The sequence below is a fragment of the Hydrocarboniphaga effusa AP103 genome (genome assembly GCF_000271305.1).
GTDB lineage: Bacteria > Pseudomonadota > Gammaproteobacteria > Nevskiales > Nevskiaceae > Hydrocarboniphaga > Hydrocarboniphaga effusa.
In genome coordinates this window covers 731600-755315 of the sequence record NZ_AKGD01000001.1, presented here as the reverse complement: position 1 = coordinate 755315, position 23716 = coordinate 731600, and the positions used below count along the sequence as shown (strand labels likewise).

Sequence of the window (23716 nt, the reverse complement as noted above, 5' to 3'; positions counted from 1 at the left end):
CGATCACTCCGGTTTCGCCGGCGAAAAGCCGGCCTTCTGCAATTCGCGCGCGCCTTGCTCCCAGCCGCTGCCCGGCACGGTTTCGTCGCTGCGATCGGCGACTTCGGCAAGCCGCTCCGACAGCTGCCGAGCGACGTCTTCGCCGGTGCCGAGGTGAATGCCCTGGGTGAGGGTGATGTGCGCGGCTTCGAAGCTGCCGGCGCCCGCGCAAAGGATCATGCGCGTCGGTGCGTCGTCGCCGACCAGTGCGGCGACGCCGGGCGCGACCGCCGAAGGATGCAGCGCCGCGAGCTGATCGGCCGGCATCAGGCCTTCGAGCATGCGGGTTCCGGCGGTCGGCGCGAGGCAGTTGACGCGGATGTTGTTCTTGGCGCCTTCGAGCGCGAGCGTCTGCATGAGCCCGACCAGCGCGAGCTTCGCCGCGCTGTAGTTGGATTGCCCGAAGTTGCCGTAGAGCCCGGACGACGACGTGGTCATGACGATGCGCCCGTAGTTCTGCGCGCGCATCAGATCCCAGACCGCCTTGCTGCAGTTCACCGCGCCCATCAGATGCACGTCGACGACGAGCCGGAAGTCGGCGAGATCCATCTTGGCGAAGCTCTTGTCGCGCAGGATGCCGGCGTTGTTGACGAGGATGTCGACACGCCCCCAGCGCTCGACGGTCTCGGTGACCATTTTCTGCACCTGTACGAAATCGGTCACGGAGGCTCCGTTGGCGATCGCCTGGCCGCCGGCCGCGACGATCTCGTCGGCGACACGCTGTGCCGCCGTCGCGGATCCGCCTTCGCCGCGCACATCGCCGCCGAGATCGTTGACGACGATCAGGGCGCCGAGTTTGGCCAGCAGCAAGGCATGTTCGCGCCCCAGCCCGCCGCCGGCGCCGGTCACGATGGCGACGCGTCCGTTCAAATCAAGCGCCATGCGCTTCTCCTCATTGTGGTTCGAGATGGGGGCGACGTCCGGAGATGGTCCGGTCAGTCGCCTTCGATCATGATGGCATGAATTTAGTCATTAGTACCAATTAAAGATCGAGTCGAAAGAAAACGCGCTCGGCGGCGCCGGGCCGGTTCAGAGGGGGTTTCGCGAGTCCCGCAGGGTGGCGAAGGCGTAGTCGAAAGTTTCGCGAACTTCGGCGAGATCGGAGACCGCGCTGCCGGTGGACAGCAGGCGGATGCGCGCCCCGGTGAACAGGCTCGCCGAGAGCAGGGCGGCGCTCGGCGCACCCGCGTAACCGAGCCGCTCGAACTGCCGGCTCCAGGCTTCGATCTGATCGTTGACCCAATGTTCCACCATCGGGCGCAGGCGGCTCTCCCGCGTCGCTTCCGCTTCGACCGACAGGCTGGCCAGGTTCAGGTCGCCGTACTGGGTCACCTCACGCAGCAGGATGGCGGTGGTCAGGTCGGCGAGGCGGCCGGGCGTGAGCTCGCTGGGATCGACGCTCGTCCGTGCTTCGCGGTAGCGCGCTTTCTCGCGTTCGTACAGGCGTTCGCGCGCGGCCGACATCAGCGAATCGAGCGGCTTGAAGTGGTAGGCCGGCAGTGCGGGCGCGACCCCGGCTTCGGCGGCGACGGCCCGGCCCGTCACCGCGGCGCTGCCTTCGCGCGCGAGCAATCGGATGGCGGCCTCGACGATGCGGTTGCGCGCATTCTCGGCCGGTATCGCGGGCTCGATCGCTCGCTTGCGACCCGTGCGCGATGCCGGCTTGGCGCGCGGCTGGAGCTCGAGCCGCGCGCGCACGTCTTCGGCTTTCCAATGCAGCGGCAGCATCAGGAACAGCAATCCGACGATCTGGTCGATCAGCACGCGCAGCCGAACGCGATCGGGCGTTTCGCCCATCAGCGCCAGGATCTGCGACCAGACTTCGTAGAGCGTGGAGTACCAGGTCGCCGCGAGTTCGCGCGTGTCCGCATGCCGGCTGCAGAACACCATGATCTCGGCCCAGGCGATGGTTTGCTGCCGGTCGCGCGAAGTGGCGTTGTCGATCACGCGAAGCATCAGCCTGCGCAGATTGTCCGGTGCCGGAGCATCGTGGCGATGCCGATCGACGAAGTCCTTGAACTGGGCGACGTAGCGATCGAGCAAGGCCTGCGACGCGTCTGCGAGCAGGGCGGTGCGCGAGTCGTAGTAGTAGGTGGTCGCGGCCAGCGAAACACCGGCCCGCTTGGCGATCGCCCGATGCGTCACCGCGGCTTCGCCGTGCTCACCGAGCAGCGCGATCACCGCCTCGGTGATCTTCTGGCGTGTCGCGCGCGAGCGGCTCTGGCGGGGTTTGCGGGCGGACGCGGGGTTCGGCATCGAAGCTGGAGCGGGAGGAACTGCGTCATTGTGCAGAACTCCGCCGCGCTCTGCGCATCGCGGTCCGGGCTCAGTGCCTTGCGAGGCTGTGACGCGCCAGCTCGAGCTGGCCGATCTGGTTGCGATGCACTTCGTCGGGGCCGTCGGCGAGCTTCAGGGTTCGCGCATGCGCATAGGCGGCCGCGAGCGGAAAGTCCGACGAGACACCGGCTGCACCGTGCAGCTGGATGGCCCAGTCGATCACCTGGCAGGCCATCGCCGGAACGGCCACCTTGATCATCGCGATCTGCTGCCTGGCCCCGCGGTTGCCGACGCTGTCCATCATGTAGGCCGCGTTGAGCACGAGCAGGCGCGCCTGATCGATCACGATGCGCGATTCGGCGATGCGCTCCAGCGTCACGGATTGTTCGGCGATGCGGCGTCCGAACGCGACGCGCTCGTTCGCGCGCTTGCACATCAGTTCGAGCGCACGCTCGGCGAGTCCGATCAGCCGCATGCAATGGTGGATGCGTCCGGGGCCCAGACGGCCTTGCGCGATCTCGAAGCCGCGGCCTTCGCCGAGCAGGATGTTCGAAGCCGGAACGCGAACCTTGTCGAAGCTGATCTCGGCATGGCCGTGCGGCGCGTGGTCGTAGCCGAACACCGATAGCGTCCGCTCGATGGTCACGCCGGCCGTGTCGACCGGCACCAGGATCATCGACTGCTGCGCGTGCCGGGCCGCATCGGGATTGCTGCGGCCCATGAAGATCAGAATTTTGCAGCGTGGATCGCCGGCGCCGGAGGTCCACCACTTGCGGCCATCGATCACGTAGTCGTCGCCATCGCGCACGATGCTCGCGCGGATGTTGGTGGCGTCGCTCGAGGCGACGTCGGGCTCGGTCATCGCGAAGCCCGAGCGGATCTCGCCGGCCAGCAGGGGCTTGAGCCAGCGCTCTTGCTGATCCGGCGTGCCGTAGCGCGCGAGCACCTCCATGTTGCCGGTGTCCGGAGCGTTGCAGTTGAACACTTCGGGTGCGAGTTCCGATCGGCCCATGATCTCGCAGAGCGGCGCGTATTCGAGATTGCTCAGGCCGGCGCCGTGCCCGGAATCGGGCAGGAACAGATTCCACAAACCCTCGGCGCGCGCCTTGAGCTTGAGTGCCTCGATCACGCGAGTCGGTTGCCACGGATCGCCGTGCACGCGGTTGGTTTCGACTTCGTCGTGAAACGCGTGCTCGTTCGGATAGACGTGCGCCTCCATGAAAGCCGTGAGTCGTCGCTGCAGCTCGATGATCTTGTCGCTGTGCGTGAAATTCATCTCGTCTCCTGTCGATCACGGCGTGTCATGTGCGCGCTCGCGACAGCGTCGCCGCGTGGACGATCCAGCCGTTGAGGCGGTGCGCGCGGCTCAGCTTGGAGACGCGCGTCCGTCATGATGCAGCAGCGCAGGCCGGCAAGCTTTGCTGCTGGCGACAGCTTGCCGTCTCGGGACGGCAGACCCGGCCAGCGTATTGCTGTCGCCCGAAGGCAACAGGCTGTCGCCGTCGGACAAGCCGTGGCGCGGGCGATGCCTCAGCATGCGCGGATGACGCGCGGAAAATCGGTCGCACCGGATCGATGGTCGCGGCGTTGCTTTCTTTCCTCGAATCGCTCGTCCATGACCCATCCCTGGATTGCCAGTTATCCGCCCGGAGTACCGGCCACCATCGATCCGAACGCCTATTCGTCGGTGGTCGCCCTGCTCGAGGAGAGCTTCGCTCGCTATTCGGAGCGCAAGGCCTACGCCTGCATGGGCAAGGAGCTGCGCTATGCCGATGTCGACCGGCTTTCGCGCGCGCTCGCGGCCTGGCTGCAGTCGCGCGGACTGGCGCAGGGCGATCGCGTGGCGGTCATGATGCCCAACATCCTGCAGTATCCGGTCACGGTGGCCGCGGTGCTGCGGGCGGGTTGCGTGCTCGTCAACGTCAATCCGCTCTACACGGCGCGCGAGCTCGCGCATCAACTCAAGGATTCCGGAGCGCGGGCGGTCGTGATGTTCGATCGTCATCTCGCGACGCTGGAGTCGATCGTCGGCGAGACGCAGATCGAGCACGTGCTGCTCGCCTCGCTGAGCGACACGCTGGCCGGAAGCCCGGAGCGCGCTGCCGCGGGGCTGCAAGATGGGCGGACCACGCGCTTCGATCAGGCGCTCGGCGACGGTGCCGGCCTGGCGTTCAGGGCCCCCGCTATCGATGCCGCGGATATCGCCTTGCTGCAGTACACCGGCGGCACCACGGGTGTCAGCAAGGGCGCGGTGCTGCTGCACGAGACGATCGTCGCCAACCTGCTGGCCTCCGAGGCCTGGATGCAGCCGGGCCTGCATCGGCGTCCGATCACCGGGCAGTACACGATCCTGTGCGCGCTTCCGCTCTATCACGTGTTCGCATTCATCAGCTGCGGCCTGCTCGGGGCTCGCATCGGGGCCGTCAATATCCTGCTGCCGGACCCGCGCAACATCGCGGCGGTCGTCGATGCGTTCAAGCGATACCGCATCCACAATTTCCCGGCGGTCAATACGCTTTTCGCAGCGCTGCTTCATCAGCCCGAATTTCTGCGTTGTGATTTCAGCGAGCTGTGCCTGAGCAACGGCGGCGGCAGCGCGGTGCAGGAAGCCGTCGCCCGTCGCTGGCTCGCCATCACCGGCTGCCCGATCGTGGAAGGCTACGGCTTGTCGGAAACCAGTTCCGGCGTCACCTGCAACCGCACCGATTCGGAAGTCTTCACGGGCAACATCGGCTTGCCGATGCCGAGCGTGGAGATCCGCATTCTCGACGACGACGGCAAGGCGCTGCCGGCCGGCGCGAGCGGCGAAATCGCCGTGCGCGGCCCGCAGGTGATGGCCGGCTACTGGCTGCGTCCGGGCGAGACGGTGAAAGTCATGACCGACGACGGCTTTCTGCGCACCGGCGACATCGGCGTCATCGACGAGCAGGGCTACATCAAGCTGATCGATCGCAAGAAGGACATGATCATCGTCTCGGGCTTCAACGTGTTTCCGAACGAGATCGAAGCGGTGGTCGCCGGCCATCCGGGTGTACTCGAATGCGCGGTGATCGGGGTGGCGGACGAGCGTACCGGCGAGGCCGTGAAGCTGTTCGTGGTCAGGCGCGATGCCGGCTTGAGTGCTGCCGATCTGCTGGCGTTCTGCAGCGAGCGTTTGACCGCCTACAAGCGGCCCAAGTCCATCGAGTTCATCGACGCGCTGCCCAAGAGCAACGTCGGCAAGATCCTGCGCAAGGATCTGCGCGCTTCCGCACCAGCAGCCCAGGCGGCGCCGTGAACCGCGACGCGCGAGCGGGCGAACGATTCAGCGCCGGCTCGCTCCGGCGCTGCGGACGTCGGCGATCGTCGGATAGCCGTTGACGGCCATCATGAGGTCGGCCTCGGCGAGGATCGAGCGCAGCACGTGGGCCGCCGCTTCGGCTCCGCCGAGCGCGAGTCCATAGGCGTAAGGGCGGCCGATGCCGACGGCGGTCGCGCCGAGTGCGAGCGCCTTGACGACGTCGGAGCCCGAGCGCACGCCGGAATCGAACAGCACCGGCGTAGCGCCGGCCGCATCGACGACCGCGGGCAGCAGGTCGATCGCGGCGATGCCTCCATTGGCCTGGCGTCCGCCGTGATTGGAGCAATAGATCGCATCGATACCCGCATCGACGGCGCGACGCGCATCGTCGGGATGGCAGATGCCCTTGAGCACGATCGGCAGCCGCGTCAGGCTGCGCAGCCAGTCGAGATCGTTCCAGGTCAGAACCTTGCCGAACAGGCTGACCCAGAGCAGCACCGCCGCCCGCAGGTCGCTGGCTGGATCGGCGCCGAGCAGTTCGCGGAACACCGGGTCGGTGAAGTAGTTCTGCAGCACGTGCCCGCGCAGCTGCGGGAAGTTGGCGTTGTTCAGATCGCGCGGCCGCCATCCGGTGACCCAGGTGTCCAGCGTCACCACGATCGCTTTGTAGCCGGCGTTCTCCGCGCGCCGCACGAGACTGGCGGCGAGTTCGTGATTTTTCGGGGTGTAGAGCTGGAAGTAGGCCGGCGTGTCGCCAGTGGCCGCGATGATGTCTTCGAGCGGATCGTTGGTCAGCGTGGAGACGGTGAGCGGCACGCCGGTCTGCGCCGAGGCGCGCGCCGCCGCGAGATCGCCGTGTCCGTCCTGCGTGCAGAGGCCGGTCACACCGATCGGGCTCATGAACAGCGGCGAAGGCAGCTTGCTGCCGAACAGCTCGATCGACAGATCGCGCTGGCTGGTATCGACGAGCATGCGCGGCACCATGCCCCAGTCGTGGAAGGCGAGGGCGTTGCGATCCTGCGTGTACTCGTCGCCGCAACCGCCTTGCACGTAGTGGAGGATGGCGGGCGGCATCGCCGCTTCGGCGCGCGCCTTGAGCGTCGCGAAGTCGACCGGATACTTCGGCAGCACGCCGCCGAGACCGGCGAGGTAGATCGCGTTCTGATAGTCGCCGAAGTGATTGTTCATCGAGATGCTCCGGCGGGCCGATCGGCCTGCGCGATGGTGACGACGACCTTGCCCACGACCTCGCGGTTCATCAAGGCGCGGATCGCGTCGCCGCCCCGTTCGAGCGGATAGCGCCTGCCGATGTGCGGACGGATCCGGCCCTGCTGCATCCACGAGAGCAGGGTTTCGAGATCACGCTGGGCGCGTTCGGGTTCGCGCTGGGTGTAGTCGCCCCAGAACACGCCGACGATGCTGCATCCCTTGAGCAGCGCGAGATTCGCGGGCAGGCGTGGAATGTCGCCATTGGCGAAGCCCACCACCAGCAGGCGGCCGCGCCAGGCGCAGCTGCGCAGCGCGGCTTCGGTGTAGGCGCCGCCGACCGGATCGTAGACGACGTCGACGCCGCGTCCGCCGGTGAGCGCCTTGAGTCTGTCGCGCAGGTCTTCGCGGCTGTAGTCGATGAGCTCGTCCGCGCCGTGCTCGCGGCAGGTCGCGAGCTTGTCGGCCGACGAAGCCGCGGCGATCACGCGCGCGCCCAGGGCCTTGCCGATTTCCACCGCGGCCAGGCCGACGCCGCCCGCGGCGCCGAGCACGAGCAGGGTTTCGCCGGGCTGGAGCGCCGCGCGATCGGCGAGCGCGTGATACGAGGTGCCATAGGTCATCACGAATGCGGCGGCGGTTTCGTCGTCGAGCCCGGCCGGCAGTGGCATCAGCGCCTTCGCGTCGGCCAGGACGAACTCGGCGAACGAGCCCCAGCCGGTGAACGCGATGACCCGGTCTCCGGCCTTGAGGTGGCCGACCTTCGCGCCCACCGCCTCGACCACGCCGGCGCATTCCCCGCCCGGCGAAAACGGCAGCTCGGGTTTGAACTGATAGAGGTTGCGAATGATCAGGGTGTCCGGAAAGTTGACGCCCGCGGCGTGCACGCGAACCAGCACCTGATGATCGCCCGGAGCGGGCGTCGCGGTTTCTTCCAGAACCAGGGTTTCGGGGTCTCCCCAGGACTTGCAGAGCAGGGCTTTCATCTCGTGGTCTCTTGCGGCCTGCGCGCAGAGTGCAGGCTCGCGGCGGCTTTGGCGAGCGAAGGCGCGGCCGACAGCACGATGACCAGGCGCACGAACTGCGAGGCCAGCACCAGCGGCAGGTACACGCTGGCCCCGCTGGCGATCATCACCGCGGTATCGATTCCGCCCGGACTCAAGGCCAGGTAGGCGGTCAGCAGGTTGGTGTCCGGAACCAGCTGCGCCAGCAGCAATGACAGCAGGCCGCAGATCGAGATCAGAGTGATGATGGCGATCAGCATGCGCGGCAGCAGGCGCAGGCAATGCAGCGCGGATTCGCGCGTGAACGTCAGGCCCACGTACCAGCCGGTCAGGCCGAAGGCGAGCGTCGAGGCCAACGGCGGCACCTCGATGTCGATCAGGCCGGTGCCTTGCAGCAGCGCGCCCGCGAACGCGGGCAGGAACAGCGCGAGGTTGCCTTTGCCGGTCAGCTTGCTGGCCGCATAACCCGCGAGCGCGAGGGCCAGGGTTTGAAGCAGGGCGGTGGTGGCGATCGGCGGGAACCAGGTGTCCTGCAGCACGCCCGGAACCGCCGTCGAAGCGCCATGCGAATGATCCAGGCCCGATGCGATGGCGATGGCGGCCATCGAGACCAGCACGATGCGCGAGTACTGCATCATCGCGACGATGCGCGGGTCGGAGCCGTAGTCGTCGGCGAGCAGCACCATCGCCGACGCGGCGCCCGGAGAAAGCCCCCAGATCGCGGACGTGTCGGGCAGCCAGCGGCGAGACGTGATCAGCAGGCCGAGGGCTGCGATCAGCAGCATGGCCGCGACGTTGATCACGATCAGCGTGAACCAGTGCGCCGAAAACACCGCCAGCAATGCGGGGTTGATCAGGTGCGCGATCAGGCAGCCCATGACGGCCTGGGCGCCGAGCGAATAGTTCTTGTGCAGCCGGATGCCGGCGCCACTCAAGGCGACGACGATCGCGGCGAGCATCGGGCCCAGCATGAAGGCCGCGGGCACATGCAGCGCGCGCATGAGCGCCGCGACGCCAACCGATCCGACGGCCAGCAGCAGCCAGGCCGCGGTCCTGCGGCGCGCGCTCATGGCGCTGCGGCTGGCAGCGGCACGCCGGTACCCGCCAGCGGAACGCCGCCGGTCAGCAATGCGGCCAGCAGTGTCACCAGGCAGATTTCCACGGCCCACTTGAGTGCGAAGCGCTGGGTATCGGCGACATCGACGCCGAGCAGCCCGCAGGCCAGGTAGATCGGGGCGAGCAAGGGGCTCAGCGAATGCACTGGCTGGCCGAGCAGCGAGGCGCGTGCGATCGCGTCGGGTGCGATGCCGAATTCCGCCGCCGTGCGTGCGATCACCGGCACCACGCCGAAGTAGTAGGCATCGTTCGACATCACGAAGGTCAGGGGCATGCTCGCGATCGCGGTGATCGGCGCGAGATAGCGGCCGACGTCGTGAGGGATCACCGACAGCGCCGCAGTCGCCATCGCGTCGGCCATGCCGCTGCCGTTGAGGATGCCGGTGAACGCGCCCGCCGCGAACAGCAGCACGACGACGTTGGCCACGTTGTCGGAATGCGCGGCGAACCGTTCGCGCTGATCCTTCATGCGCGGATAGTTGACGGTGATGCCGATCGCGAAAGCGCCCATCATCAGCACGGGCAGCGGCGCGATTCCCGAGATCAGCCCGCCGACGAGCGCGAGCGTCAGCAGCAGGTTGAACCAGAACAGCTTCGGCCTGCGTTTCGCTGCGAGCTCCGGATCCGACGGCTCGTGAGCGGCGATGTCGGCCTGCATCACGCCCGCCGTCGCGCCGAACGGAGTTAGCGCGAGCCGCGCGCGTTCGGAGCGGCCCATCAGCCAGGCGATTCCGAGAACCGCGATCAGCCCGATGATCATCGCCGGCAGCAGCGGCAGGAATACGCTGAGCACCTCGGCATGCACCGCGCTCGCGGCGCGTGCGGACGGCCCGCCCCAGGGGACGAAGTTCATCAGTGAATTGCCGAGCCCGAGCAGCGTGGCGAGTATCAGCGGGTTCATGCCGACGCGCCGGTACACGGGCAGGAACGCGCCGATGATGATCAGCGCGGTGGTGGTGCCGTCACCGTCGATCGAGACGATCATGGTCAGCAGCGCGGTGCCGAGGCTGATGCGCATCGGATCGGTGCCGACCAGCGCGAGCACCCGGCGCACCAGCGGTTCGAAGAGCCCCGCGTCCATCATCACCGCGAAGTAGAGCACCGCGAAGGCCAGCATCAAAGTCGTCGGCGCCACCTTGAGCACGCCGTCGATCATCATCGCGCCCAGGCCCGGACCCGCGCCCGCGATGATCCCGAAAACGATCGGCACGGCGATCAGTGCGGCAATGGCCGACATTCTCTTGGTTATGATGAGCGTCATGAAGGTGACGATCATCAGAGTCCCGACCAGCGCGGGATTCAGTGGCGCAATCATGTTCAAGCGAGTTTCCTCCAGAAACGAGCGAGCACTGCGGGCTTGATCGATACGTCCGATCGCCCGCTATGGGTTATGGAAAATGACGCCACGCGCTGCGTTCACCGTGAGGGCGGACGGCGCGTTCAGATGCGAGACAAGGACAGGAGTTCGGTAGGAATGAAGAAAAAGGCTGAACCGCTCGATCATGCCGCCCTGGCGGACCCGCAGCACACCGAGCCCGCGACGCATACGGTGCTCGTGCGGCTGCGCGAAATGATCGTGACGGGCCAGATCGCACCGGGAACGCGGCTGCGCGCCGAAGGCCTCGCGGACGAACTCGAAGTATCGAGAACGCCGGTGCGCAGCGCGCTCGCGGTGCTGTCGGCCGAAGGCCTGGTGATGTACAGCGTCAACCGCGGCTACACCGTGCGCGGGGTGACCATCGGCGACGTGCTCGATTCGATCGAAGTGCGCGCGCGGCTCGAAAGCCTGGCCTGCCGCCTGTGCGCGGATCACGGCCTGGACGAAGCGGTGCTCGATCGCCTGAGCCGCATCGTCGCCCAGGCGCGCGAGATCGTCGATCGCGGCGACTGGTCGGAGCAGATCGAGTTCGACTGGTACAACCTCAACTGGGCGTTCCATCGTTCCATCTATCACGTCGGCCACAACTCGGTGCTCCGGAACGCCGTGCGCATGACGCTGATCTATCCGGTCTTCGGCGACGTCGTGCGGGTTTGCCCGAGCGTGGCGATGCACGTTCCGCAGCGCGCGCGCCAGGTTCCCAAAGTCACGCCCGAGCACATCATCAAATCGCAGGCCGAGCATGAGCAATTGATCGAGGCGATGCGCAAGGGCGATGCCGAAAGCGCCGAAAAAATCATGTTCGAGCACGTCATTGCCACCAAGAGACGCGTGCACTCGCTCGCCACCGTCCGGTGACGAGCCGACCGCCTGCGGGAGTCTCGCGGAGAACATAATTCAAACATACCACGAATTGAATCCAATCCGTTGACACTACGGATTCATTTTGCCTATTCTTCTCCACCCCTGGTGTCGGCCAGGGATTACTAGAAATAAATCCTGGAGGGGATATGCAATCAGTGAAGCTGGCGGCTTGCGCCTGGAGCGTGGCCGTGGCCGCCGTCGCAGCAAGCAGTGCTACGCAGGCGCAGGCACCGGTCGAAGAAGCGCCGGTCGAGGCGCCGCTCGGACCGCAGGTTTCGCAGGCCGAGGCGGCAGCGCCGGCCGACGCTGCGTCGCAGGACCTTCCAGCCCCGGCCGCCGCCGATACGTCGGAAGCGGACGAAGCCGCTGCCTCCGAAGCTGCAGGCGACGCGCGAACGGACGGCGGCATCGAAGAGGTGGTCGTCACCGCGCAGCGCCGCAAGGAGAAGCTGCAGGACGTTCCGGTGACCATCACGGCCTTCACCGCCGAGCAGCTCAGCGAGGCGCGCATCGTCGCCGTGCAGGACGTCGCCACGCGCACGCCCGGCCTGGTGTTCGACGCTTTTCCGTCTTCGCAGCCGCGCCTGGCCGTTCGCGGCATCGGCTCGTCGGACCGCGGCGCCGCGGGTGACCCGAGTTCCGCGGTATTTCTGGACGAGGTCTATCTGGGCAGGCCGGCGGCCGTCGCCTTCGATGCCTTCGATGTCGAGCGCGTCGAAGTGCTCAAGGGCCCGCAGGGCACCTTGTACGGACGCAACGTGGTCGGCGGTGCGGTCAACGTGATCACGCGCAAGCCGGACTTCACCAAGTTCGACGCGGGTGCCCAGGTCACGGTCGGCAATTACGCGCGTGCGGAAGATGCCGGCTTCGTCAACGTGCCGTTTGCCGACGGCAAGGCGGCGATTCGCGTGGCCGGTGCGGTTCGGCAGCACGATGGCTATACCGAGAACAACTTCACCGGCGGCCGCCAGGACGATCAGGACGATCGCAGCCTGCGCGTGCAGCTGGCCTACAACCCGCAGGACAGCCTGCGCCTGCTGTTCTCGCTGGATGGCACGCGCAGCCGCGCCGCAGGCCCGGGCCAGCATGTCGTCGATCGCGACCCCGGCAGTCCGTATGCGCCGTTGTGGACGATCGATCGCAACCGGAACTACACGGCGGGCTCGTTCGAAGGGTATTTGAACAAGGAAACCTGGGGCTCGCGCCTGCAGGGCGATCTCGATCTGTCGTTCGCGACGTTGACCTACCTCGGCTCCTATCGCGAGCTGGACTATCGCGAGAGCTACGACTTCGACGGCGGCAACCCGAGCACCAATCGCATCGCGATCTCGGGCGGAGCGCCGGAAAAGAGCCACTTCTACAGCAACGAGCTGCGGCTTTCCTCGCTGCCGGAAAGCAGCATCCGCTGGGTGGCCGGCCTGTTCACGTTCACCAACGACACCAATCGTCGCGACACCCTGATCCTCGACACCGGCCGCGGCCCGGGCACCGAGACCTATCACCAGGACGCGACGCTCGACAGCTACGCGGCCTACGGCGACGTCACGATTCCGGTCGGAGAAATGTGGCATGTGATCGGCGGCATCCGCTATTCCAAGGATGAAAAGGACTATGCGCTGTCGAACACCGAAGGGCCGAACCTGTTCCGTGCGAGCGAGCGCTTCGATCTGCAGTTGTCGGACAGCTGGGATGCGGTGACCTATCGCGTCGGCGGCGACTTCAAGCCGTTCAAGGATCATCTGCTCTACGCGATGGTGTCGCGCGGCTTCAAGAGCGGTGGCTTTTCCGATACGCCCGGCGCGGCGGCGGAGGCCTCGCAGAGCTTCAAGCCCGAATACGCGACCAACTACGAAATCGGCCAGAAGAGCAGCTTCTTCGGCGGCAGGCTGGTCTGGAACAACACGCTCTACTGGATGGACTACACCGATCTGCAGACCATCAACGTGTTGCCCGATCTGACCAAGGTCACCAAGAACGCGGGCGCGGCGACGATCAAGGGCTACGAAACCTATTTCAACTGGCGCCCGTTCGCCGGTGCGAACCTGATGACGACGTACGCCTGGACCGACGGTACCTTCGACAAGTACGACTTCTCGCCGGAAGAAAGCTATGCGGGCAATCGCCTGACGCGACTGCCGAGAAACAAGGTCGTGGTTTCGCCTTCGTACGATGTGCTGGCTTCGAGCGGAGCGATCGTTCGCCTGGCCGCCGACTACCGCTACGAAAGCAAGATCTACGACGATGATTCCAACGTCGGCCCGGAGTTCCGCCCGCCGACCCACTTCGTCGATGCGCGCGTCATCTACATCAGCCCGTCCGATCATTGGACGGTGTCGTTCTGGGGCCAGAACCTGACGGACGAAACCACGCGCGTGTTCCAGGGAACCTTCCTCGGAGCGACGTTCGCCGCATACAACCCGCCGCGGACTTACGGCGTCACGCTGACGTGGAATCTATAGCGGCCCATCCGGTAGCACTCGAGAGAACAATTGCATGAGTACAGTCCGCAGGCATCGAATCGCCGTCATTGCCGGCGACGGCATCGGCAAGGAAGTGGTTCCCGAAGGCCTTCGCGTGCTGGAGGCCGTCTCCAGGCGCTACGGCTTCGGCCTGGAGTACGACCATTTCGATTTCGCCTCCTGCGAATACTATCTGCGCCACGGCGCGATGATGCCCGCGGACTGGAAGCAGCAGATCGGCAGCCACGATGCGATCTTCTTCGGCGCCGTGGGCTGGCCGGAGACGGTGCCGGATCACATCTCGCTGTGGGGCTCGCTGATCCAGTTCCGGCGCGAGTTCGATCAGTACGTGAACCTGCGTCCGGTCAAGCTCATGCCGGGTGTTCCAAGTCCACTCGCCGGGCGCAAGCCCGGCGACATCGATTTCTACGTGGTGCGCGAGAACACCGAGGGCGAATACTCGTCGATCGGCGGCCGCATGTTTCCGGGCACCGATCGCGAGATCGTGATGCAGGAAACGGTGATGACGCGAGTGGGCATCGATCGTGTGCTCAAGTACGCGTTCGAGCTCGCACAGCGGCGCGAGAAAAAGCATCTCACGTCGGCGACCAAATCCAACGGCATTTCGATCACCATGCCGTACTGGGACGAGCGCGTGGAGGCGATGGCGCCGCAGTATGCAGACGTGCGCTGGGACAAGTACCACATCGACATTCTCACCGCGCACTTCGTGCAGCACCCGGACTGGTTCGACGTGGTGGTGGCGTCGAATCTGTTCGGCGACATCCTGTCGGATCTCGGGCCCGCGTGTACGGGCACCATCGGCATCGCGCCGGCGGCCAACATCAATCCCGAGCGCGTGTTCCCGTCGCTGTTCGAACCCGTGCACGGTTCGGCGCCCGACATCGCCGGAAAATGGATCGCCAATCCGGTCGGACAGATCTGGTCGGCCGCCCTGATGCTCGATCATCTCGGCGAACGCGAGGCCGCCGCCGCGATCGTCTCGGCGATCGAGCGCGTACTCGCCGAACCTGCGCTGCGCACGCGCGATCTCGGCGGGCCGGCCGGAACCATCGCCTGTGGCCAGGCGATCGCGGACGCAGTCGAGTGAGCCGGCTTCACCTTCAACGAGCCCACGCATGAAATCCAGTGTGTCCGGCGGTCCGCGCGTCGATTCCTATTCCTGGTATGTCTGCTTCGTGATGATGCTGACGTACGCGTTCAACTACATGGATCGTGCGCTGCTATCCACGGTGGTCGGGCCGATCGAGCACGAGTTCGGCATCAGCGATACCACTTTCGGCCTGCTGCAAGGCGCGGCCTTCGGCGTGTTCTATTGTCTGTTCCTGTTTCCGCTCGCGCGGCTCGCGGACCGCGGCAATCGCCGCAACCTGCTGATGATCGCCGCGCTGGTCTGGTGTTCGGCGACCGTGTTCTGCGGGCTCGCGCGCACGGTTCCGGAACTGTTCGCGGCCCGCATCATGACCGCGGTCGGCGAGGCGATCGTGTTTCCGTGCGCGGTCTCGATCCTGTCCGACTATTTCGAACCGCGGCGACGCGTGCGGGCGATCAGCCTCTATTCGATCGGCGCGTATCTCGGCGCGGCGCTGGCGCTCGGCGGAGGCGGATTCCTGCTCAAGCTGCTCGGGACCACGGTGGTCTCGCTGCCCGTGCTCGGAGATCTGACGCCGTGGCGTGTCGTGTTCGTGGTCGTCGGCGGACTCGGCTACGTGCTGATTCCGCTGCTGCTGTTCGTCAAGGAACCGATGCGTCGCAACGACAGCGGTGAAGTCGCGGGAGCGCCGTACACGTCCCAGCAAGTCTGGGAGGTCTTCAAGCGCCAGCGCTATGCGATCGGCGCCGCGATCGTCGGTTTCGGCTCGATGTCGGTCGCCGGACAGACGATTCAATCCTGGGCCCCGACCCTGTTCGTGCGCACCCACGAATGGGCGCCCGGAAACGCGGCGATCTGGCTGGGCGTCCTGACCCTGATCATGGGACCGGTCGGTGCGATCTCCGGCGGCCTGCTGAACGATGCGATCGCCAAACGTGGCGCAAGGGATGCGAAGTTCGTGGTCGGCGGCTGGGCCGCCGCGATCAGCGTGCTGGCGAGCCTGGCGCTCACGCTGCAGTGGGCGGGCTTGGCGCTGGTCGGCGCTGCGATGCTCAATTTCCTGATCGGATCGGGTTTCAGCCTGTGCCAGGCCGCACTCGCCGAACTGGTACCGAACCGCATGCGCGCGCAGACCACCGCGCTGTATTCGCTGACGACGATGCTGTTCGCGTCGACCGTCGGTCCCTTGATGATCGGCGTGCTGAACGACCACGTGTTCATGGACCCGTCCAAGATCGCCTTGTCGATGCGCGTGGTCCTGCCGGTGTCGTTCGCGATCGCGACGCTGGCCTTGCTCGGTGGGCGCGGCGTATTCCGCCGCGCCTTGCCGGAACCCGCTGCGCGCACCGCCTGATCCGGCGAATCGGCTCAGGCCGACTCGCACGCTTGGGCTGAAAGTGGCCGATCACGAGGAGCCTGGGTGAGCATGAAACTGACTTTCGAGGGACGAACCGCGCTGGTCACCGGCGCAAGCCAGGGCATCGGTCGCGCGATCGCGCTGGCGCTGTCGCTGGCGGGTGTCCGCGTCATCGGTGCGGCGCGGCGGAGCGCCTTGATCGACGCGCTGTCGGAGCAGGCGCAATCGGCCGGCGGCCGGCCGATCGATAGCCTGGGCTTCGACATGGCGGAACCGGGCGCGTCCCGCAGCCTGGCGGCCGCGGCTGTGGACCTCGCGGGTGGAGCGATCGACATCCTGGTCAACGCCGGCGGCGCGAGCCGTCCGATCGCCTTGCAGAGTCCCGACGCGGAGTGGAACGAGGCGATGCAGATCGGCTTCTTCTCTCCGCGCGAACTGACGCATGCACTGCTCCCGGGCATGTGCGCGCGGAACTGGGGCCGTGTCGTGTCGATCACCGGCACTTCCGAACCGCAGTTCCTGAGCGCCTCGACCCCTGCGAAAGCCGCCTTGCACGCCTGGTCCAAGGGCGTGTCCCTCGAGGTCGCCCGCAACGGCGTGACGCTCAACTGCATCCAGCCCGGACGCATCCGCAGCGAACAACTGATGCGCAGGCTGCCGACCCCGGACGACGAGCGCCGCTATGCCGAGCAGTTGCCGATGGGCCGTCTCGGCGAGGCCGAGGAACTCGCGGCCGCGGCCCTGTTTCTCGTCTCCAGCGAGGCCGCCTACGTATCGGGCGTGGTATTGCCGGTTGACGGCAGCTTCCGGCGCTTCGCTTTCTAGGCCGGCGTACAGCCCTGCTTCCGTCGAGAGGCAGGGCTGTAGGGCGCGCGGTCTTTAACTCAGCGTCTCGCTGATCGCCTCAGTCGGCCCAGTAGAGCCGATCGGGATTGCCGACGAGGATCTGCTGGAAGACCTCGTCGCGCTGCGCCCATTGTGCGAGCCGATCGAACAGCATCGCGCCGTCGGGCATCTGCTGCTTTCCCATTGCCATCGGATGCGGCCAGTCGCTTCCCCAGATGATGCGCTCCGGCGCAAGCGTGATGAAGCGCGTCGCCACTTCGTCGAGATCCGAGTAGGTCGGATAGCCGATCGCGGATGACAGGTACAAGCCCGAGAGCTTGACGTAGACCTTGCCGCTGTCGAGCAGCTTGTAGAGCGTTTGGGCAGTCTTGCTGTTCACGCCCGCGGGCTGCGGCAGCCAGCCGAAATGATCGATCACGCTCGAGCAGGGCAGGTTGAGGATGCTGTCCTGCCATTCGACGAAGATTTCCGTTCGCGCGGTGCCGACGAACTGCAGCGACCATCCCTGATCGGCGGCCTGCTTGCCGAGCGTGCGAACCTGCTCGTGCGTCGGAACCTGGTTCTTGTCGAGATAGATGCGCAGCCCGCGTACGCCATGCTCGTGCAGCCGCTTGATCTCGTCGTCGGAAACCTGCGGGCCGACGTAAGCCACGCCGCGTGCGGCGGTCGTTCCGAGCTGTTGCAAGGCATCGATCAGGCAGCTGTTGTCGGTGCCGTAGTTCGACGGTGCGACGACGATGGAGCGCGACAGTCCGAGGCGGCGCTTGAACAGCTGGTACTCGGCAACCGTCGCCGAAGGCACGTAGATCTCGCCGTACTTCTGGAAGCGCGGATCGAAGATGTGATGGTGACAGTCGGTCGCATCGATCGGCGCCGCGGTTCGTGGCGGGGCCGTGCCCGTCGAATGCGGTGCGCGCAACTCTTCTCCTGTAACCGTCGTTGAATGAGCCTGCATGGCTTCTCCTCTCGTATGGAATCGGTATTCACGCGGCAAGCGTGTCGGTGTCAGCATAATTGAATCCAATAATTTGTTAAATTGGATTCAATTATGTAAGCTGCCCGAATATCGAGAACGCAGCCCGTTGGCGAGCCGTTCCCGCATTACACAAGACGTCATGCCTGGAGAGAGAATCGATGCCGCGTGCCGAGATCAATCCGATCACGCTGGAAATCTGGTGGAGCCGACTGGTCGCGATCGTGGATGAATCCGCGACCACGCTGTTGCGCACCGCGTTTTCCACCATCATCCGCGAGGCCAACGACTACACCGTCGTGCTGTTGAACGCGCGCGGAGAGACCGTCGCGGAATGCCGGGCCGGCATTCCGGCCTTCGCCGCGCTGATGGGCGTCATGACACGTCATGTGCTCGGCAAGTTTCCGCTCGACACCTGGCGCGCGGGCGATTGCGTCATCACCAATCATCCGTGGATCGCGACCGGGCATCTGCCCGACATCGCGATGCTGTCGCCGATTTTCCATCGCGGCGAACTGATCGGCTTCGCCGGCACCGCGGCGCACGCGCCGGACATCGGCGGCACCCCGACGATGGGCGCGACCGAGCTCATTTCCGAAGGCGTGCTGATTCCACCCGTGCACATGCTGCGCGGCGGCGAGCGCAACGACGGCATGCTCGATCTGCTGCTCGGCAACGTCCGCTTGCCGGGCCAGGTGCTCGGCGATCTCGAGGCGCAGATGGCGGCGCACGAGGTGTGCCGGCGCCGCCTGACCGAGTTCCTGGAGGAAATCGGCGAAGCGGATTTGCACGCGATCTCCGATGCGGTGCATGCGAAGTCGGAGCAGGTGATGCGCCGGGCCATCGCGGCGATTCCCGACGGCGTCTATCGCTCGTCGCTGGATGCGGACGGCATCGAAGGCCAGCCCACGCATATCGAATGCGCGGTCACCGTCGCCGGCGACCAGATGCGCATCGATTACAGCGGCAGCTCTCCGCAAGTGCGGCATGCGATCAACTGCACGATCAACTACACCACCGCGTACTCGATCTATCCGGTCAAGATCCTGCTCGATCCGCACACGCGCCGGAACGAAGGCTCGTACAAGCCGATCACGGTGACGGCCCCGGCCGGTTCCATCGTCAACGCCAACTTTCCGGCGCCGGTGATGGCGCGGCATCTGACCGGGCATCTGCTGTCCTGCGTCATCTACCAGGCGCTCGCGGCCGTGCTGCCCGAGCACATCATCGCCGACAGCGGCGGTGCGCCGGCGCTGCGCGTGCAGTTCTCGGGTGAAACGCAGGAGCGGCAGCCGTTTTCGCTGATCCTGTTCGCGAGCGCGGGCATGGGCGCGTCTTCGCGTCACGACGGGCTGGCGACGACCGCGTTCCCGTCGAATTCGGGCAGCGGCAGCATCGAGGCGCTCGAAGCCGTCGCCCCGCTGCTGTTCGTGAAGAAGGAATATCGCAGCGACTCCGGCGGCATCGGCCGCCATCGCGGCGGACTGGGACAGGACATCGAGGTCGAGAACATCGCGGGCCGTCCGCTGCGCGTCGTGCTGCTGGGCGATCGCGAACGGCATCCGGCGCTCGGCGTGCTCGGTGGCGGCGCGGGCGCCAGCGCGCGCGCCGAGTTCGGTCACGGTGTCGTGCCGAGCCTGAAGTCGATTTCGCCGATGCCCGCGGGAGCGCGCGTTACGCTGTCGTTCGCGGGCGGGGGCGGTTACGGCTTGCCGGCTCAACGCGAGCGCGAAGCGATCGCGCGCGATCTTGATGCCGGATTCATCACCGCCGAAGCCGCGCTGCGCGATTACGGCTTCGATCTCGCCGCGGCCGAGCCCGCGGCAGCGGGAGGCCGATAACCATGGAAAAGACCACGAGAATCGGTGTCGACATCGGCGGCACCTTCACCGACCTGGTGTTGCACGACGACGTTCGCGCGCTGACCTGGACCGGCAAGCGCCTGACGACGCCCGAGGCGCCGAGCCGGGCCATCGTCGAAGGCGTGCAGCGCCTGCTCGATGAAACCGCGACGGATATCGCGCAGGTGCACAGCATCATCCACGGCACCACGCTGATCACCAACACGGTGCTCGAAAGAACCGGTGCGCGCGTCGGGCTGATCACCACCGAAGGCTTTCGCGACGTGCTCGAGATGGGCCGCGAGATCCGCTACGACGTCGACGATCTCTACGCGCAGCCCGCGGCCGTGATCGTGCCGAGGCAGCGCCGGCTCGGCGTCGGTGGACGCCTGCGCGTCGACGGCAGCGAGCATGCGCCGCTCGACGAGGAAGCCTTGCTCGAGGCGGCGCGCAGGCTCGTCGAGGAGCACGAGATCGAAGCGCTGGCGATCGCCTTCCTGCATGCGTACGCCAACCCGGCGCACGAGCTGCGCGCGCGCGAACTCATCCACAAGGTGTATCCGCAACTGCTGGTCACGCTGTCGTCCGAGGTCGCGCCGGAGATCCGCGAATACGAGCGCACCAACACCGCCTGCGTGAACGCCTACGTGCAGCCGCGCGTGCATGGCTATCTCGATCGGCTCGAGAACGATCTGGCGAAGATCGGCTTCGATGGCGAGCTCTACATCATGCTGTCCAGCGGCGGCATCACCACGATCGAGGAGGCCAAGAATTTTCCGGTGCGCCTGCTCGAATCGGGCCCTGCCGCCGGCGCGATGGCGGCCGGCTTTCTCGCCCGCAACATCGGCGAGGACAGGATCATCTCGTTCGACATGGGTGGCACCACCGCCAAGATGTGCCTGGTCGAGCAAGGGAATCCGCACATCAAGCACGAGTTCGAGGCGGGCCGTCTCGACAAGTTCAAGCCGGGCTCGGGCCTGCCGCTGCGGCTCACCGTGGTCGACATGATCGAGATCGGCTCGGGCGGCGGCTCGATCGCCGCGATCGACGAACTCGGGCTCATGAAAGTCGGGCCGCGCAGCGCCGGCTCGGTTCCGGGGCCGGTCGCGTATCGCCGGGGCGGCACCGAACCCACGGTCACCGATTCCGACCTCGTCGTCGGCTATCTGAATCCGGATTTCTTCCTCGGCGGCGAAATGGCGCTGTCGCTCGGGCAGGTCGAGCGGGCCCTGTCCGAGCGCCTGGCGCAGCCGCTCGGGATCGATACGAAAGCCGCGGCGGTGGGCATCCAGCAGATCGTCACCGAAAGCATGGCGGCGGCGACGCGCATGCATCTGGCCGAGAAGGGAAGGGATCCGCGCCAGTACGCGCTGATGGCTTTCGGCGGCGCGGGCCCGGTGCATGCGTATGCGCTCGCCAAGCTGCTCAAGCTGCGCCGCGTGATCGTGCCGATGGGCGCCGGCGTGATTTCGGCTTTCGGCTTTCTGGTCGCGGCGCCGGCCGTCGACGACGTGCGCGGCTATGCGGCGCCGCTGTCCAGGGTCGACTGGAGCCGCGTGCGATCGCTCTACGGCGACATGGAAGCGCGTGCGCGCCGCCTGCTGCTGAAGGCCGGTGGCCGCGAGGCGGAGATCCTCGTCACCCGCTCGGCCGACATGCGCTACGTCGGACAGGGCTTCGAAGTGGAGGTCGAATTGCCCGACGGCGCGCTGTCGCCCGAGCTCGCGAGCGGCATTCGCGACGCCTTCGACACTGCCTATGCCGCGCGCTTCGATCACAGCATCGGCGATCTGCCCGTGGAGATCGTCAACTGGCGCGTCTCGGCCCGCTTGCCCGGGCGCGACATCAGCCTGGCCTATTCGCTCGTCGACACGCCGGCGCTGCGCGGCGAGCGGCTGATCCATTTCGCCGGCTGGGGCGAGCGGCTCGCGGCGGTCTACGACCGCTATGCGCTCAAGCCGGGCGATCGCATTCGAGGCCCTGCGGTGTTCGAGGAGCGCGAATCGTCCTTCAGCGTCGGGCCGGATTGCGTGGTCGGCGTCGACGCGCAGCTGAACCTCGTCGCCGAGATCAGCGAACCGTCCTAGCACGCTGCGCACGATCGCGGCAGGCCGTCTTTCGGTTCTAGCGCCGTCTGCTGCGGACACGGTCGGGCCCGGTAAAATTGAATCCAAAACGTTGACTTATTGAACTCAAAAAATAGAATGCCCAACGCTGGCCGGCTTTTTCCGGCTCGCCGCGGCCATCGAGGTGACTGTTTTCCATGCTCCAGAATCCCATCAAGATCCTCGTTCCGACCGGCAGCCTCGGCGCAGGCGCAGACGAGGCGGAAGTGCGCTACGGCATCTCCCAGGGTGCGCACGCCATCGCCACCGATGCCGGCTCCACCGATAGCGGCGCGGCCTATCTGGCCCTGGGAATGTCGAAGAACAATCGCGGCGCGGTGAAGCGCGATCTGGCGATTCTCATGAAGGCGGGCGCCGAAGCGCGCATTCCGCTGATCGTCGGAACCAGCGGCCAGGCCGGTGGCGACAAGAACGTCGACTGGACGCTCGACATCGTGCTCGAGATCGCGCGCGAACTCGCGATCGAGCCACGCATCGCGGTGCTGTATTCCGAGCAGGACAAGGCAGTGCTCAAGGGCAAGAACGCGGCCGGAAAGATTCGCCCGCTGCCGCCGCTCGGCGCGCTCGAAGACAGCACGATCGACGCCTGCGATCACATCGTGGCGGTGATGGGACCGGAGCCCTACGTCGCGGCGCTGCAGGGCGGTGCCGACATCATCCTCGGTGGCCGCACCACCGACACCGCGGTCATCGCCTGCTACGCGCTCATGAAGGGCGCGCCGCAGGGCGCGTCGTGGCACGCCGCCAAGATCGCCGAATGCGGCGCCCAGTGCTCGGTGGAGCGTGGTGGCGCGGGCGTGCTCATCAGCATCGGTGAAGATGGCTTCGAAGCCGAGCCGCTGAACACGTCGTTCCGCTGCAGCCCGCAAAGCGTATCGGCGCACATGCTCTACGAGAACAGCGATCCGTTCCGTCTGACCGAGCCGGGCGGCGTGCTCAACGTGACCGCGTCGGTCTACGAACAGATCAGCCCGCGCGTGGTGAAGGTGACGGGCTCGGTCTGGGAGCCGATGCCCTACACGATGAAGCTCGAGGGTGCAGGCCGCGGCCGCTACCAGACCACCATGCTCGTCGGCATCCAGGATCCGGAAGTGCTGCATCGCATCGACGAATTCCACGACAAGATGCTGGCCGCCCTGTACGAGCGCACGCGTCGCACGATCGGCGCGGCCGCTGGCGACTTCCACATTTCGCTGCGCATGTACGGCTGGAACGCCGTATCCGGCGACAAGCCGCCGCCCGGCACGCCGCCGCCGCGCGAGGTCGGTGTGCTGTTCGTCGCCACCGCCGATACGCAGGAGATGGCGACGCAGATCGCCAAGGCCTGCAATCCGTATTTCTTCCACTATCCGATCAACATGGACGAAGAGCTGCCCTCGTACGGGTTCGCGTTCTCTCCGGCCGACATCGAGCGCGGCGCGGTCTACGAATTCAAGCTCAACCACGTCATCGAAACCGAGGATCCGATGGAGCTCGTGCGCACGAGATGGGTCGACCTCAAACAGGCGGAGGCCGCGTGATGCCGACGATCAAAGATGTCTGCCGCCACTTGCGCTCCAAGGCCGCCGGACCGTTCTGGGTCACCATCGATCTGTTCTTCGACGGCCCCGACAACTTCGCCAAATACAGCGAGAGCCCGGCCTTGCAGCCCGATCGCATCGCGGCCCTGTACGGCACCGATGCCAGGCTCGTGAAGCGCTTCTCCGTCGCCAGTCTCAACGTGGTGAAGATTTCGTATCCGAGAACCTCGCCCCAGGGCGGCATGATCGAACGGGACATGCACTGCGGACAGCAATACGTGCGCTTGCTCGGCGTCGAGCTCTAGCGCGCTCGTGC

18 protein-coding genes are annotated in these 23716 nt (G+C 66.3%); 10 read left to right on the top strand and 8 right to left on the bottom strand.

The genetic code is table 11. From position 1 onward, the window contains the following. Positions 1-3: 3 nt before the first annotated feature. The 3 genes from WQQ_RS03345 to WQQ_RS03335 all read right to left on the bottom strand — a co-directional run bounded on the left by WQQ_RS03345 (position 4) and on the right by WQQ_RS03335 (position 3592). The gene (locus WQQ_RS03345; protein WP_007183643.1) at positions 4-921 is read right to left on the bottom strand and encodes an SDR family NAD(P)-dependent oxidoreductase; all 918 of its coding nucleotides are present in this window, start codon (positions 919-921) and stop codon (positions 4-6) included. A gap of 147 nt (positions 922-1068) precedes the next feature. Beyond that, the gene (locus WQQ_RS03340; protein WP_007183642.1) at positions 1069-2295 is read right to left on the bottom strand and encodes a TetR/AcrR family transcriptional regulator; all 1227 of its coding nucleotides are present in this window, start codon (positions 2293-2295) and stop codon (positions 1069-1071) included. A gap of 70 nt (positions 2296-2365) precedes the next feature. Beyond that, complete coding sequence (locus tag WQQ_RS03335; RefSeq protein WP_007183641.1) at positions 2366-3592, bottom strand: acyl-CoA dehydrogenase family protein; 1227 nt, start codon at positions 3590-3592, stop codon at positions 2366-2368. 339 nt (positions 3593-3931) lie between these two features. On the opposite strand from WQQ_RS03335, the gene WQQ_RS03330 reads away from it, so the two are divergent. Then, entirely contained in the window at positions 3932-5593 is a 1662-nt protein-coding gene (locus WQQ_RS03330) for an AMP-binding protein (RefSeq protein ID WP_007183640.1), read from the top strand. Between the two features lie 27 nt (positions 5594-5620). On the opposite strand, the gene WQQ_RS03325 is transcribed toward WQQ_RS03330, so the two are convergent. From WQQ_RS03325 to WQQ_RS03310, 4 genes are read right to left on the bottom strand one after another with little or no spacing between them, the layout of a single operon-like run. Next, on the bottom strand, positions 5621-6784 hold the full coding sequence (locus WQQ_RS03325) for an alpha-hydroxy-acid oxidizing protein (RefSeq protein WP_007183638.1): 1164 nt from the start codon (positions 6782-6784) through the stop codon (positions 5621-5623). Then, entirely contained in the window at positions 6781-7788 is a 1008-nt protein-coding gene (locus WQQ_RS03320) for an NADPH:quinone oxidoreductase family protein (protein ID WP_007183637.1), read from the bottom strand. Before WQQ_RS03320 ends, WQQ_RS03325 begins: the two co-directional genes overlap by 4 nt. Then, a complete protein-coding gene (locus WQQ_RS03315) occupies positions 7785-8876 on the bottom strand; it encodes an AbrB family transcriptional regulator (RefSeq protein WP_007183636.1) in 1092 nt (363 codons plus the stop codon). Before WQQ_RS03315 ends, WQQ_RS03320 begins: the two co-directional genes overlap by 4 nt. Then, positions 8873-10183 carry a CitMHS family transporter gene (locus WQQ_RS03310; protein WP_237715002.1) on the bottom strand — a complete coding sequence of 437 codons (1311 nt, stop codon included), beginning with the start codon at positions 10181-10183 and terminating at the stop codon, positions 8873-8875. Before WQQ_RS03310 ends, WQQ_RS03315 begins: the two co-directional genes overlap by 4 nt. Positions 10184-10396: 213 nt before the next feature. Here WQQ_RS03310 and WQQ_RS03305 point away from each other — a divergent pair, with 213 nt between their 5' ends. The 5 genes from WQQ_RS03305 (at position 10397) to WQQ_RS03285 (ending at position 16919) form a co-directional block, all read left to right on the top strand. Then, positions 10397-11158, top strand: coding sequence for a GntR family transcriptional regulator (locus WQQ_RS03305; protein ID WP_007183634.1), 762 nt, complete (start codon positions 10397-10399; stop codon positions 11156-11158). A 152-nt stretch (positions 11159-11310) separates the two neighbouring features. After that, entirely contained in the window at positions 11311-13623 is a 2313-nt protein-coding gene (locus WQQ_RS03300) for a TonB-dependent receptor (protein WP_007183633.1), read from the top strand. A gap of 34 nt (positions 13624-13657) precedes the next feature. Continuing rightward, positions 13658-14734 carry a tartrate dehydrogenase gene (locus WQQ_RS03295; protein ID WP_007183632.1) on the top strand — a complete coding sequence of 359 codons (1077 nt, stop codon included), beginning with the start codon at positions 13658-13660 and terminating at the stop codon, positions 14732-14734. 28 nt (positions 14735-14762) lie between these two features. Beyond that, positions 14763-16091 carry an MFS transporter gene (locus WQQ_RS03290; RefSeq protein ID WP_007183631.1) on the top strand — a complete coding sequence of 443 codons (1329 nt, stop codon included), beginning with the start codon at positions 14763-14765 and terminating at the stop codon, positions 16089-16091. A 72-nt stretch (positions 16092-16163) separates the two neighbouring features. Next, entirely contained in the window at positions 16164-16919 is a 756-nt protein-coding gene (locus tag WQQ_RS03285; protein ID WP_040452928.1) for an SDR family NAD(P)-dependent oxidoreductase, read from the top strand. Between the two features lie 79 nt (positions 16920-16998). Here WQQ_RS03285 and WQQ_RS03280 read toward each other — a convergent pair whose 3' ends face one another. Then, positions 16999-17895 (bottom strand): amidohydrolase family protein, encoded by an 897-nt coding sequence (locus tag WQQ_RS03280; RefSeq protein ID WP_007183629.1) that lies wholly within the window; start codon positions 17893-17895, stop codon positions 16999-17001. Positions 17896-18074: 179 nt separating this feature from the next. Here WQQ_RS03280 and WQQ_RS03275 point away from each other — a divergent pair, with 179 nt between their 5' ends. The 4 genes from WQQ_RS03275 (at position 18075) to WQQ_RS03260 (ending at position 23705) form a co-directional block, all read left to right on the top strand. Then, positions 18075-19754, top strand: a complete 1680-nt coding sequence (locus WQQ_RS03275; RefSeq protein ID WP_007183628.1) for a hydantoinase B/oxoprolinase family protein — start codon at positions 18075-18077, stop codon at positions 19752-19754. Positions 19755-19756: 2 nt separating this feature from the next. Beyond that, the gene (locus WQQ_RS03270; protein ID WP_007183627.1) at positions 19757-21841 is read left to right on the top strand and encodes a hydantoinase/oxoprolinase family protein; all 2085 of its coding nucleotides are present in this window, start codon (positions 19757-19759) and stop codon (positions 21839-21841) included. Positions 21842-22017: 176 nt separating this feature from the next. Continuing rightward, positions 22018-23400 carry an acyclic terpene utilization AtuA family protein gene (locus tag WQQ_RS03265; RefSeq protein ID WP_040452926.1) on the top strand — a complete coding sequence of 461 codons (1383 nt, stop codon included), beginning with the start codon at positions 22018-22020 and terminating at the stop codon, positions 23398-23400. Next, complete coding sequence (locus WQQ_RS03260) at positions 23400-23705, top strand: DUF4387 domain-containing protein (protein ID WP_007183624.1); 306 nt, start codon at positions 23400-23402, stop codon at positions 23703-23705. The genes WQQ_RS03265 and WQQ_RS03260 overlap by 1 nt, the downstream gene beginning before the upstream one ends. Positions 23706-23716 lie beyond the last annotated feature (11 nt).